Annotated in this window: 12 protein-coding genes; 7 read left to right on the top strand and 5 right to left on the bottom strand. The window is 50.2% G+C overall.

What is annotated here, in order from left to right:
• The first annotated feature begins 76 nt into the window (after positions 1 to 76).
• From AURUGA1_RS06230 to galU, 5 genes are read left to right on the top strand one after another with little or no spacing between them, the layout of a single operon-like run.
• Positions 77 to 1,408, top strand: a complete 1,332-nt coding sequence (locus AURUGA1_RS06230) for a hemolysin family protein (protein WP_240187417.1) — start codon at positions 77 to 79, stop codon at positions 1,406 to 1,408.
• A complete protein-coding gene (locus AURUGA1_RS06225; RefSeq protein WP_114129348.1) occupies positions 1,401 to 2,453 on the top strand; it encodes a hemolysin family protein in 1,053 nt (350 codons plus the stop codon). Before AURUGA1_RS06230 ends, AURUGA1_RS06225 begins: the two co-directional genes overlap by 8 nt.
• Positions 2,454 to 2,482: 29 nt before the next feature.
• Positions 2,483 to 3,325, top strand: a complete 843-nt coding sequence (locus AURUGA1_RS06220; RefSeq protein WP_114129744.1) for an ADP/ATP-dependent (S)-NAD(P)H-hydrate dehydratase — start codon at positions 2,483 to 2,485, stop codon at positions 3,323 to 3,325.
• 26 nt (positions 3,326 to 3,351) lie between these two features.
• Positions 3,352 to 4,572 (top strand): glycosyltransferase 87 family protein, encoded by a 1,221-nt coding sequence (locus AURUGA1_RS06215; RefSeq protein ID WP_162784079.1) that lies wholly within the window; start codon positions 3,352 to 3,354, stop codon positions 4,570 to 4,572.
• Positions 4,569 to 5,453: a UTP--glucose-1-phosphate uridylyltransferase GalU gene (galU, locus tag AURUGA1_RS06210; RefSeq protein WP_114129346.1), complete on the top strand. Its 885-nt coding sequence runs from the start codon at positions 4,569 to 4,571 to the stop codon at positions 5,451 to 5,453. Before AURUGA1_RS06215 ends, galU begins: the two co-directional genes overlap by 4 nt.
• 8 nt (positions 5,454 to 5,461) lie before the next feature.
• Here the strand turns inward: galU and AURUGA1_RS06205 are convergent, their stop codons facing one another.
• The 5 genes from AURUGA1_RS06205 to AURUGA1_RS06185 form a co-directional block, all read right to left on the bottom strand.
• A complete protein-coding gene (locus AURUGA1_RS06205; RefSeq protein ID WP_114129345.1) occupies positions 5,462 to 6,667 on the bottom strand; it encodes a homoserine O-acetyltransferase in 1,206 nt (401 codons plus the stop codon).
• Positions 6,668 to 6,679: 12 nt separating this feature from the next.
• A complete protein-coding gene (locus AURUGA1_RS06200; protein WP_114129344.1) occupies positions 6,680 to 7,465 on the bottom strand; it encodes a crotonase/enoyl-CoA hydratase family protein in 786 nt (261 codons plus the stop codon).
• Between the two features lie 42 nt (positions 7,466 to 7,507).
• On the bottom strand, positions 7,508 to 9,349 hold the full coding sequence (locus tag AURUGA1_RS06195) for a hypothetical protein (protein WP_162784078.1): 1,842 nt from the start codon (positions 9,347 to 9,349) through the stop codon (positions 7,508 to 7,510).
• A gap of 138 nt (positions 9,350 to 9,487) precedes the next feature.
• Entirely contained in the window at positions 9,488 to 10,795 is a 1,308-nt protein-coding gene (locus AURUGA1_RS06190; RefSeq protein WP_114129342.1) for a bifunctional o-acetylhomoserine/o-acetylserine sulfhydrylase, read from the bottom strand.
• 62 nt (positions 10,796 to 10,857) lie between these two features.
• A complete protein-coding gene (locus AURUGA1_RS06185; RefSeq protein ID WP_114129341.1) occupies positions 10,858 to 11,892 on the bottom strand; it encodes an acyltransferase family protein in 1,035 nt (344 codons plus the stop codon).
• Positions 11,893 to 11,910: 18 nt separating this feature from the next.
• On the opposite strand from AURUGA1_RS06185, the gene AURUGA1_RS06180 reads away from it, so the two are divergent.
• Together AURUGA1_RS06180 and AURUGA1_RS06175 are read left to right on the top strand one after the other, a co-directional pair.
• A complete protein-coding gene (locus tag AURUGA1_RS06180; protein WP_114129340.1) occupies positions 11,911 to 12,687 on the top strand; it encodes a potassium channel family protein in 777 nt (258 codons plus the stop codon).
• The gene (locus AURUGA1_RS06175) at positions 12,665 to 13,381 is read left to right on the top strand and encodes a uracil-DNA glycosylase (RefSeq protein ID WP_114129339.1); all 717 of its coding nucleotides are present in this window, start codon (positions 12,665 to 12,667) and stop codon (positions 13,379 to 13,381) included. The genes AURUGA1_RS06180 and AURUGA1_RS06175 overlap by 23 nt, the downstream gene beginning before the upstream one ends.
• Position 13,382: the final 1 nt, after the last annotated feature.

Below are 13,382 nucleotides of genomic sequence, written 5' to 3'. Positions count from 1 at the left end.
ACTACAAGAGCAATGGACGACCCCCCGCGAGCCCGAAACCACGACATAGCTCTGTCATGCTCACGCAGAGAGCGTGGTGGTTCTTGTGGGTAGCGAGTGGATTGCTTTCGGCTTTGGTCTCCTGCTGACCGTCGGAACTGGGTTCTTTGTCGCTGCCGAGTTTGCTTTAGTCAATCTCGATCGCCCAGAACTTGAAGCGCAGCGAGAGCGAGGCGTCAAAGGCCTCAGCATGACCATCAAAGCGTTGACGATCACGTCAACGCATCTTTCCAGTGCTCAGCTAGGAATTACCCTCACCACGTTGCTGACAGGTTTCTTGATGGAGCCTGCGCTTTCTGCTCTGCTTTTCCAACCGCTTTCCTCGCTGGGGTGGAATGAGGCCGTTATTCGCACCGTTGCAGGTGTCAGTGCGGTAGTGATAGCCACAGTACTTTCAATGATTATTGGTGAACTCGTTCCCAAGAACTTTGCCCTGGCCATTCCTCAAGCCACAGCCAAAGTTGTCATTCCTTTTCAAACAGCTTTCACGTTCATCTTCAAACCAGTTATTTCTTTCCTCAACGGACTATCCAATTCGGTTTTGCGAGGATTTGGTTTAGAGCCCAAGGAAGAGCTCTCAGGGGCACGTTCTGCTGAAGAACTTTCATCACTCCTGCGACGATCAGCCAGCGAGGGTGCCTTGGAGGCAGATACGGCAACCTTGCTGGGCAAGACTCTGGCATTCAGCGAACTTTCTGCCAGTGATGTCATGACCCCACGCTTACGTATCGAATCTTTAGAACCAGGAGATTCGGCTCGAGCCGTTCTTGAGTTGGCCCGGAAAACGGGATTCTCCCGTTTTCCCGTGGCCGAAGATAGCCTCGATGATGTTGTCGGTGTTGTGCACGTCAAGAACGCAATATCTGTTCCGCGTGAGCGACGCAGTGAAGTTCCCGTCTCTGCGTTGATGAGTGAGCCATTACGAGTTCCAGACACCATGTCTCTTGATGCTCTCTTGGCAGAGTTGCGTGGCAAAGGCCTTCAGATGGCCATGGTTGTCGACGAATACGGTGGCACGGCAGGAATTGCCACACTCGAAGACCTCGTAGAAGAACTTGTGGGTGAAGTCGCCGATGAACACGACCGCTCTCGCGCAGGTATTGTCTCCACTGCTGACTACCTCACCTTCCCTGGATCTCTCAGACCAGATGAGCTCGAAGAGCGCGCTGGAATTACCGTCCCAGAAAACGAGAACTACGAAACCGTAGCCGGTTTCGTAATGAGTGAATTAGGTCGAATTCCCGAACAGGGAGACACTGTCCACGTTCCTGGCGGAGAGTTCAAGGTCGTTCGCATGGATGGACGCCGCATCGATCGTCTCCGTTTCACCCCCGCACCTGTTTACGAGGGTGGTGAGAGCGATGAGTGATTGGGCTGGACTGATTTGGCTTGTCGTTCTCTTAGCCGTCAACGCTTTCTTCGTGGCAGCAGAGTTTGCTGTCATCTCTGCGAGGCGCTCGCAGATTGAACCACTTGCGCAAAAGGGCAAAGCTTCTGCAAAGACGGCGCTCTATGCCATGGAGCACGTGAGCTTGATGCTGGCCACAAGCCAGTTGGGCATTACTGTTGCTTCGCTGCTTATTTTGAACGTGTCTGAACCAGCCATTCACCACCTAATGGAGATGGCACTGTATGGAACGGGCTTGGCACCTGGCTGGATTTCAGCAATAAGCTTCACCATCGCTTTAGTGCTGGTCACCTTCTTGCACGTGATCTTTGGAGAAATGGTTCCCAAGAACGCCTCGTTCTCCGTTCCTGACAAGGCCATCCTGATCCTTGCTCCGCCCTTGGTCTTTATTGCACGCGTTGTGAAGCCTGTGATCTGGGTCATGAACGAGATAGCTAACGGTGTGCTGAAGTTGTGTCGGGTTGAACCTCGCCAAGAAGCAAACAGTGTTTTTACTCTCAACGAGGTAGCCACGATTGTTTCCCATTCCACCCGAGAAGGAACCATCGAGGACAGTTCGGGAACCCTCTCTGCTGCCTTTGATTTCACCACGAAAAAAGCAGGCGACATCAAAGTTTCACTAGATAACTTGGTCACCCTGAGTGAAAGCTCCACCGTGAGTGAGCTGGAACAGGCAGTAGCGAAGTATGGATTCTCTCGCTACGTCATCAGTGATGCCCAACAGGAACCTATGGGGTATATCCACCTCAAAGACGTGCTCACCTATGACGATGACATTTCTGAAGCAGGAACCCACACAGGTCCCATCAAAACCAAGCGCATTAGGCAACTAGCTTCCGTGAGTGAATCCACTGATCTCGAAGACGTATTGGCTCAACTGCAGCGCACAGGTATTCACCTGGCTCGCGTTGTTGATGCCAAGGGGGAAACGACCGGTGTGCTCTTCCTGGAAGACATCATTGAAGAGCTTGTGGGTGAAGTCAACGATGCCACCCGCCGGTGGTAGTTCTTTCCCAAATGAACAAGACTGGGAACATGCATCACATCGGCGAATGGGGAGCAGCTGACGCAGCTGCGCACATCCGTATTCCCACGCCAAAAGACAACAAGTACTCTCATGGGGTACTCGGAGTAGTTACAGGATCAGCAACCTATCCAGGCGCTGCTGTTCTGGGAGTCGAGGCAGCCCATCGCACAGGCATCGGCATGGTGAGATTCCTCGGCGAAAAAGAACCTGCATCATTGGTTCTGGCTAGACGGCCTGAAACAGTGACAGTTTCTGGGGCCATCGATGCCTGGCTAGTCGGTTCTGGCATGGTGGCAGACCCCTATTTCAATCCAGAATTGCCTGATCTTGCTCGTGCATGCTTGGGGCTTCAACCCGTAGTCGTGGATGCTGGGGGATTGGTTTTATTGGACCAAGTATCTGCGCCAGCGGTCATTACTCCGCACGAAGGAGAACTCGAGCGACTCGTTCCTCAAGGCGAAGACTCCAATGAGCGCTGGGCAGCCAGAGCAGCTGATGAACTCGGTGTCGTGGTTGTTCTCAAAGGCTACGAAACAATCATTGCTGCGCCTGAATATGAATCCGGTGGCAGGTTCATTACCCGCGTGACAGCACCAACAACGTGGTTAGCCACAGCAGGAACAGGTGATGTTCTCGCAGGAATTATTGCCGCTATCATTGCTACGCAGAGCCACAATCGAGTTCCACAACTCACAGAGCTTGCTGAATATGCAGCTACCGGTGTCTATATTCATGGGCAAGTAGGACTTCGCGCTGCTAGGCAGGGCCCATTTCCTGCACTTGAAGTTGCCAAGCTGGTATCCCACGCTGTTTATGAACTGATATCAGAGGGCAGCTCTTCACTGTTATGACGTCACGAATCTGGGGGAGCTCACTAGTGTTGTGGGCGGTTTTTGTTGTGGTCGGCGTCTGGCTGGGCTGGCAAGGCTACGTCGCAGAAGCAGTCCCATACGGGGATGTCTCTTTCGTATATGAGATGTGGGCAGCACAAGCAGCTCAAGGTGCAGGAACAATCGGCATTGACACTGTGTGGGTTTATCCCGTTTTGGCCTTGGTCCCCATATTGCTGCCGCTACTTGCCGGGCAAGGCTTATATGCCCTGGGCTGGATAGTTCTCGTCACTGTTCTGAATGCCGCCGCCTTCGCGTATTTGCTGTATTCAGCTCGGGGAACTACCCGAAACAAGGTGCAACGCATAGCTGCATGGTGGTGGCTCGCCTTTTTGTTACTGTTGGGACCTATTGCAGTGGCGCGGCTAGATTCAGTCATCACTCCTTTGGCAACAATCGGTTTGCTTGTTGCTGTTGAACGCCCGGCTGTAGCGGGAGCATTGCTCACTGTTGCCACATGGATCAAAGTCTCTCCGGCTGCTCTATTAGCGGCTGTGCTGGTTGCCGTTGATCGCCGTAAAACAGTCTTTATCTCTGTGTTGGTCACCTCCGGAGTGATTTTTGCCATTGCGGTGATTCTGGGTGGTGCAAGTAACCTGTTCAGTTTCCTTGGACAACAAACCACGCGGGGCCTACAAATAGAAGCTCCTCTCGCAACTCCTTTTCTCTGGCTTGCTGCGCTGGGGCAGGAAGGTTATGCCGTTTACTACGACACCGTCATTCTGACCTTCCAAGTAACGGGTGAAGGAACGACTATTGCTGCAGATCTCTCCTCGGTCCTCATTGCTCTGGGATTTGTGGGCATATTGGGCTGGGGAATGCTGCTTCATCGAAAGGGCTCACGTCCTAGCCATGTTTTGCCCGCGGTTGCGCTTGGACTCACTATGGTCCTCATTGTGTTCAACAAAGTTGGTTCGCCTCAATACATCGGCTGGCTTGCTGCCCCCATTATTGCCGGGCTAGTGATGGAGCGCGCACGCTTCCTTGCCCCTGCAGTAATCGCTCTGGTCTTGGCGGCATTGACACAGAGCTTCTACCCTTACCTTTATGCAGGTCTACTGAGCGTTCAACCTCTTGAATTGAGTCTGCTGACGTTGAGGAATATCGGAGAAGTGGTGCTTCTAGCAGTTTCAGTGTGGATTCTTTATGAATCTAAGCCGAAAGCCACGTCCTTGCCTCACAACCTCGCAGGTAGTGTTGAGTCGTGAGCAACATTACAAAGGCAGTTATTCCTGCAGCAGGATTAGGAACAAGGTTCCTTCCTGCGACAAAAGCATTACCTAAGGAGATGCTGCCCGTAGTTGATAAGCCAGCGATTCAGTACGTTGTTGAAGAAGCTGTTGGCGCAGGCCTTGCACATGTGCTCATGATTACAGGACGACACAAAAACGCTTTAGAAAACCATTTTGACCGCGCGGTTGAGCTAGAAAATCTTCTTATTGAAAAAGGTGACAATGATCGTTTAGGTGTTGTTGCAGAGGCAACAGGTCTTGCTGATTTGCACTATGTCCGTCAGGGAGATCCGTTAGGACTAGGCCACGCAATCTCGAAAGCCGAAACTTTTGTGGGCAATGAACCGTTTGCCGTGCTTCTCGGTGACGATCTCATTGAAGCAAACGGCACTCTCCTCACAGACATGATTGAGATTGCCCAAAATACTCAAGCCAACGTGGTTGCGTTGATGGAAGTTCCTGAAAGTGACGTTCACAAGTATGGAATTATTCGGCCAGCAAATCGTCACGACAACGTCGTAGAAGTCTCAGAGCTCGTTGAAAAACCATCAGCAGAAGCGGCACCCTCGAACTTTGCTGTGATTGGTCGTTATGTATTACAACCAGGAGTCTTTGAGGTTCTCAGAAACCTCAAGCCAGGCTTGGGTGGGGAATATCAGCTCACTGATGCATTGAATGAGATGGCGGCTCACCCAGAATTAGCTGGTCCAGTTATTGGACTGGTCTTTGAAGGCCGCCGTTTTGATACAGGTGACCGACTTTCTTACCTCAAGACAATTGTGGAGCTCGCAAGTGAGCGTGAAGACCTAGGTAGCGAATTCACTGATTGGCTCAAGGACTTTACCTCGAAGCAGTAATACCGCACTTAGGTTGCAAGAAGCCTGCTGAGTTGTTCTCCCACAAATTCAGATTCGATCAAGAAGGCGTCGTGACCAAAGTCTGATTTCAAGAGCGCAGGCTCATCGCCGTTGATGTTTCCGGGGATGTGGGCAGCGAGTCGTTGTTGGCCTGCCAGGGGGAAGAAACGGTCGCTATCAATACCAATAATCAGTGTGGGAATCGTGATCGATTCCAGCACTGATTCAATGCTTTCTCGATTACGACCCAAATCGTGGGAGTTCATGGCTTCAACTAGGGTGACGTAGCTGTTGGCATCAAAGCGGCGAGTGAATTTGTTGCCATGGAAGTCCAGATAGCTGGCCACTGCAAAACGACCACCCTTACCTAAAGGACTGATGTCGCTTTGCGAGGAACGATCAAAACGCTCATTGAGCTCAGCGGGGGTACGGAAGTTCTGGAAAGAAATTCTGCGAGCCAATGCCAAGCCCCGATAGGGGCCCACGCCATCTGCTGCCTCGTAGTAGTGCCCTGCGCGAAAAGCAGGATCTAGCATGATTGCTTCGATCTGAACAGTGTTGAGAGCTATCTCATCAGCGCTTGTTGCTGGCGGTGCGGCAAGCACCGCCAAGCGCTCGACGCGCTCAGGGAACATCGCACCCCATTCGAGTGCATGCATTCCCCCCATGGAGCCGCCGATAACCGCCGCCCACTTGTCTATGCCAATTACTTGAGAAAAAAGTGCTTGGGCACGCGCTTGGTCACGGATTGTTGTGTAGGGGAAGCGAGAGCCCCATTCATATCCGTCAGGAGCAAGCGATGCAGGTCCAGTAGAACCTTGGCAACCGCCCAAAACATTGGGTGCAACAACAAACCACTTGTCAGTGTCAATAGCAAGCCCCGGTCCAACAACTTCATTCCACCAGCCAGCTGTGGTGTGACCGCCTCCGGCGGGCCCCACAACATGGCTGTCACCAGTGAGGGCATGAAGAACCAAAACGGCATTGTCTTTAGCGTTGTTGAGTGTTCCCCAGGTTTCGTAGGCAATGCGAACGTGGGGAAGTGAGCCACCACATTCAAAATCAAACGGTCCTAGATTGGCAAACTGGCGGTTCCCTGGTGCATCGCCATCGCGCCACGCACCGGTGACGGGAGGTTTTCCGGCAACAGAACGAACCTGCTCGTCAGTGATGAATCCTGACGGCAGGTTATCGGCGGAATCTTGCCAATCCATAGTTCGTTAAGCCTACTTGCCAGTGAACTCTGGCTTTGACCTCGTCGCAAAGGAAGCAACACCTGCTTTGAAATCCTCACTAGCGAGAAGTCCAGCTAATTCCTGGGGCAATGAACCCAAAGCTTCTTTTTCAATAGCCGCTCGAGCCATTCGAGCATTGCGCAGTGTTGCTTGAATAGCAAGGGGAGCCTGATCAGCAATGAGAGTAGCAAGCTCCAGTGCGCGTTCAACTTGAGTGCCCCGAGGCACAACTTCATTAATGAGGCCAATACGCAGTGCTTCCTCAGCATTGAACGTTTCACCAGTGAGTAAATACCGAGACGCGTTAGCCCACCCAACCCGAGCAGGAAAGCGCGTGGTCGCACCGCCAAAAGGCATGATTCCGCGCGTGACTTCCAGTTGCCCAAAAACTGTTGTCTCGTCGGCAACAGAAAGTTCTGAAGCCAAAATGAGTTCAACGCCGAGAGTGAGACAGGTTCCTTGAACTGCCAGAACCACAGGCTTTGAAATGGGCTCAGTGGTGATACCCCAGGGGTCTATCCCTCCAGCTGGTGTGAGCTGAAGTCCTGACTCATTTGCAGTTCCCAACACATCTGCAAGATCTAGACCTGCTGTGAAATGCTCACCCGCGGCAGAGACCACAACAACCCGAACATTGTCGTCACGGTCTGCCTCAGCGTAGGCAAGAGAAAGCTCGGAGAGCATCTGCCGATTGGCGGCATTCATTTTTTCGGCACGGTTGAGTTGCAAATGCCGAATGTGACCATGGTCATCAACTTCAATCAACGTTTCAACCATGTGAAGAGACTACCCCAGCTATTTAGAGTAATTGCAGGGGAATTAGCCGCGTGATATGGAAATGGGCAAATCAGGACAAAAGTCGTCTAAGCCCGACTGTAAATCATCATCAGAGGAAACAACCTTTAGCTCAGTTTTGGCCAAACTAGCCAAGTCGCAGAGCAGTCTTGGGTCTGTTGGCGGCAAATAGTAGGCAAGGTATCGAATGTCATAAACATCCGGTTTTAATGAATTGGCCCAATTCGAAATATTCCAAAAATTCAGAGCACTAGCTTGATCGCCACGTCGCGAAATCCAATAAACAACGAGGGATTCGTTGTCGTCCCTAAACATTAGAGTTGCGACTTCATCATTAAACAGCTCCCCTTGAGGGGAAAAGAAAATCGAAGATATATCTTTCAAAGCAAATGTCGAGGGTTTTGGAATCGACCAGTTGAGTGCTAGCAACAAGGTGAATGTAAAGAGCGAAGCAAGAGAGTAACGCAGTATTTTTTGCTTCTGTTTACTTATGAATACAAACACGATTGGAATGATAATTAGGCAAATGAATGCCGAGCCAAACCAGAGCATCTTGAATGGGTAATAGGTCCAAGGGTCGTCTAAGTTTCGATTGAGAAATAGAAGTCCATTCACTGCAATAAGTTGGGCAATACCCACAGAGGAGTATGCAATAAATTTGTATGACTTCGGTCCAAATACAACCAGGCTAATCAATACCAAGCAGAGTGGAATTAGCCACAACATCGCAGTCGGTATATGTTCAACGCCCCCTGGAGAAGACAAAAGCGAAGAGGTCCTTATAAAACTTGGGATTGTAATAACTAGGCCAAAAGCTATTGTGATGACCATTGGGAAACCCCAAGTAAACAGAACAGATAAATCTGGCACAAAAATGGTTTTTCTCTGTCTGACAACAACAATCGCTATGAACGCAAGAATAAATATCACTGTTGGCGTCCATGTAGCAATGATGAGTAGAGATGACAGAAATAAAACACCAAGAACTGCAGCAGGCTGCTCATCCTGGAATTGAAAAGCGAGTGTGGCAACCAAAAGAAGTGCCAGCCCCAGCGCAGCATTAAGAAAACCGTATTCAATCGGATATCCAACAATGAACCACATTGTTGTAGCAAAGGAAGCAACTCCAGCAGAAAGAATCTGCCATTTCTGGGAAAGGTTCTGACGCCGGGAAATCTCTGCTGCCAGCAGACCAGCAGCTAACCCGAGAAGAATTCCAGTGAAGAGCCAATACATCTGCATTCCGAGGACATCAGCCATGAGATTTCCATGTTTTTCGTAGTCGGTATTTGGCTGAACCAGAAATATTGAGAGTAAGGAAGTGGTAAAGGGGACAGGATTTCCTCCATCGCCGATGAGTATGCCGCCGTCATTTGTTAAGTCCCTGACCATGAGGATGTTATTGACTGCGTCATTATTCATTACCCAGGCAAATTTGTTACCCTGCGGCAAAAACCTTGAAGCTAGGAAAGAAATGACAAAAAAGAGAGGCCCAATAAGAGAAGTTGTTTGGGCTCTTCCCCAACCTAGGACAGCTGTTATTTCAATCGCCTTTGATTGAGTTGCAAACTCAATTCCAATTGCGACAAAAGTCACCAGACACAATGAAACTGCAATTGTTTGGACGTATTGTGTTTGGATAAATGTACCTAGCAGTCCTGAAACAAGAACAGTTGACCCCAACATTAGGAATGCTGTAGTACCGGAAAGAACCAACCCCAATCTCTTGGCGTAAAGAAAAGTCAAGACTGCAAAACTGAGCACAAACAACATAGATGTAGTGAGAATTGACAATTGAAATCCCACTATTGAAAGCACAACTACAAGTAGGGAAGCCCACAAACGAAAACTAGTGGAAATTGCCAAGACTGCCTCTCGAATTCAGCTCTATGGATAGCTGAATATGTCAGCCCTCAAGATAGTAACGCTAGCAAGCTTTTGACTTGTTCTGGCTATTCACGGCTGGTGAATCTAAGCTGCGGATTCGTCAAGATACGTTCCTACTCAAATCGAAGCCGCAGCGGCCAGACCCTTTTCGAGGTCTGCCTTGAGGTCGTCGATGTTCTCAAGTCCAACTGAAAGGCGAACCAATCCAGGAGTCACACCAGTGGTGAGCTGCTGTTCTGGAGTGAGCTGTGAGTGGGTTGTAGATGCTGGGTGGATCACCAATGAGCGAACATCACCGATATTTGCGAGGTGGCTAAAGAGATCCAAGTTGTCAACAAATGCCTTACCTGCTTCAACTCCTCCCTTGAGTTCAAAGGAGAGCACAGCACCAACGCCCTTGGGGGCATAGCGGTTTGCTGCGGTGTACCACGGGCTTGAAGGCAATGCTGCGTAGTTCACGGAAGCAACCTGGGGGTGTGCTTCTAACCACTGAGCAATAGCGGTCGCATTTTCAACGTGACGTTCAATACGCAGGCTCAAGGTTTCAATTCCTTGGATTATTTGCCATGCGCTTGCAGGAGCAATAGATGAACCAAGGTCACGCAGCAACTGGACACGTGCCTTGATGATGTACGCAATCGAATCGCCAAGTACGGTTGTGTAACTTGCACCGTGGTAAGAGGGGTCAGGTTCTGTCAGGCCAGGGAACTTCTCAACGTTCTTAGACCATTCAAACTTTCCGCCGTCAACAATGATTCCGCCGATGACTGTTCCGTGACCGCCTAGGAACTTGGTTGCGGAGTGTACAACAATGTCAGCTCCGTGCTGGAGAGGACGGATCAGGTAGGGGGTAGCGATGGTGTTGTCCACAATGAGAGGAACACCAGCTTCGTGAGCAACTTTGGAAACAAGTCCGATGTCCAAGATGTTGATACGGGGATTACCGATGGTTTCACCGAAGAAAAGCTTGGTGTTGGGGCGAACGGCAGCACGCCACTCGTCAGCATCATCTTGGTTTTCAACGAAGGTTACTTCAATACCGAGCTTGGCCAGGGTGTACTTAAACAGGTTGTAGGTTCCACCGTAGATGGAGCTGGAAGAAACAATGTGGTCGCCAGCCTCGGCAATGTTGAGCACTGCGAAAGTTTCTGCGGCCTGGCCTGAAGAAACAAGAAGTGCTGCGGTTCCGCCTTCGAGAGCAGCTACACGCTGCTCCACAACATCCTGAGTAGGGTTCTGGATGCGGGTGTAGATGTTTCCAAACTCTGCCAAAGCAAAGAGGTTCTTAGCGTGCTCGGCGTTGTTGAACACGTAAGAAGTGGTTTGGTAAATCGGGGTAGCACGAGCGTTAGTCACTGGATCTGGCTGTGCTCCAGAGTGAATCTGCTTGGTTTCAAACTTCCAGTTGGCTTGGTTGTCGCTCATGGTGTGCTCCTTATTTGGGTAATCAAAACTTGCTTTGACGTTACGCCCAGAAAGAAAGCTACTCAACGGGAAGCGTCACGGGGTGTAACAAAGAGCCAATTGAGGTTGGGTTGAACCAGAGGTTTGAACAGTTTGACCACCGGTTTTGTCGACAACGCAACGGTCAAACCAAAAGAGAGAACGACAGCAAGCAAGATGTACCAGAAGGGGCGCTCGCCATCAAGGACGCCATATTCACGAAGTGGGTAAAGCACAAAAGTGTGCAGTAAGTAGACATACATCGTCGCTTGCCCGAACTGGGTAAACCAGGTCTGTTCCCGAGGAATCAGAATGAGGAAAGCCATAATCATGCCGGCTGCTACAACCATGGCGGCAAGGCGCACAGCGCCGGACCACCACTGGTCGTAGCCAAATGACGAATAGCCTGCGTCATAGGTAATGAAGCTACGAATCTGCACTTCCCGCCAAAATGGAACGCTTATCGAAATAGCAACGGCAACGGCCAACATGAACGTCGTTGCTGCCAGGCGCCAGCGAATGACTGACTGAGAACCAAGAGCAATCCAGCGCTCGCCGAGATTCCATTGGCGCAGCTGCCAGCCAAAAACAAAGAAAGGCAAGAAACCCAGCACGCGGGCTGCTGAGAAAGTTTGATCAATAGGGAAGTAACCTGCTGCGATTGAGATCACGATGCTAATCAGCAAGGGATATTTCAATGCAACAAGATAGGGCAGAATAATCCGCCAAATTGCTAACGCAAGCAAGAACCATAAAGTCCATGACGCTCGAGTGACGTCCAGACGGAAGCTGCCGTTGTAGAGAAACAGGACTACTGACCAAATGACTTCAAAGATGAGATACGGAACAAGGATGTCTGTAAAGACTGATCTGATTCTGTTGTCATCTGGTGCTGTTCCCTTGGTGAAGTAACCAGAAACCGCCACAAGCACGGGGACGTGGAAGGCATAGATGAAGACATAAAGAGTAAATGCGGCATCATTTTCTCCCACCATCTTGGTGAGAGTGTGACCAGCAACCATGAGGGCAATGGCACCAAATCGGGCGTTATCCCATAACGCGACCCGTTGTGTGCTCATATTTACTAGCCTAGAACTATGGAAAAGAGTCCCAAGCCACTGGTAATGAACGCAGACGGCATGTTGGTGGAAGACACACGGAGTCCAAAAGAGATTACGTGGGAGAAATACACCACGCTTCCTTTTATCTTTTTGTCGTTTATTTTTCTCTTGGGATACTCCGTCCTGATTCTCAACGATGAGGTATTCACCCAGGGAATAGACAAGTACATCCTTGTAATGCTGGGAGTTATCTGGATTACGTTCATCATTGACTATTTCGTTCGTCTCACGCTGTCGAACGATAAGCGGGTCTTCTTTAAGCGCAACGTCATTGACCTCATTTCTATGGCAATCCCTTTCACGAGACCTTTCCTTCTTTTGATGTATTTATCGCGACTGCGTTGGTTTAGAGGAAAGCAGGGATCCTCCGTCAGAGCTCGTTTGGTCGCCTATGCAGCTTCGTTTGCACTGATGTATATCTACGTTTTGTCACTCGCTGTTTACGGGGCAGAACGTAGAGCACCAGGAGCCAGCATCACCAGCTACGGTGATGCAGTCTGGTGGGCAATCGAAACCATTACGACTGTGGGCTATGGCGACATGGTTCCCGTCACCATCTTTGGCCGCATTTATGCCTCATTGCTCATGCTCGGTGGCATGATCATCGTAGGTGCTACGACGGCCACAGTTATTTCTTACCTCACCGAGAAAGTTCAGAGCGTTCACAAGCGAAGTCTTGATCACCAAGCTCACCAAAATTCCCATTCGGGGCATTCTTCAGAACACAAAGATGACTCTCAGCCTCAATCTTGAGGAATTAGCACAATCAGGGCTTATTCATCAGAGTTGGGTTGAGCCACTTCAGCCTGTCCAACCAGTTCTTGTTGAGATCCAATCACGACTTACACGAGAGCTAGATCAAGGGAAAACTATCTTTCCGAAGCCACGCAAAGTCATGCGTGCGTTCACAATTCCTTTCTATGAAGTCAGGGTTGTGATCCTTGGGCAAGACCCTTACCCAACGCCAGGAGATGCGGTTGGGTTGTCTTTCTCGGTCTCTCCAAAACAACGCCAACTGCCTCGAAGCTTGAGGAACATATTCACGGAACTACAAACGGATATTGGGTGCCCCCAACCATCCAATGGTGACCTCACACCCTGGTTTGAGCAGGGCGTCATGCTCTTGAACAGAGTCCTCACGGTTGAATCCGGTACAGCCGGGTCTCTTCGCGGAATTGGGTGGGAAGAAGTCACGGCACAAGCTTTATCTACTCTCAATAACAGAAAAGATAAGTCACTCGTCGCAGTCTTATGGGGCAACGACGCGATATCTGCAAAGCATTATCTGGACAAATCAGTACTTATTGAATCTGTTCACCCGAGCCCGTTGTCTGCTTCGCGAGGATTCTTCGGATCTCGGCCATTCAGCAAAGTCAATAAAGCTCTTGAAGAGCTTGGCCAGACGCCCATCAATTGGGCGTTGCCAAGCTATTCAGCGTTGTTCTAGT

This window comes from Aurantimicrobium sp. MWH-Uga1 (genome assembly GCF_003325955.1).
Lineage (GTDB): Bacteria > Actinomycetota > Actinomycetes > Actinomycetales > Microbacteriaceae > Aurantimicrobium.
This window is presented reverse-complemented; position numbering and strand designations above follow the sequence as displayed.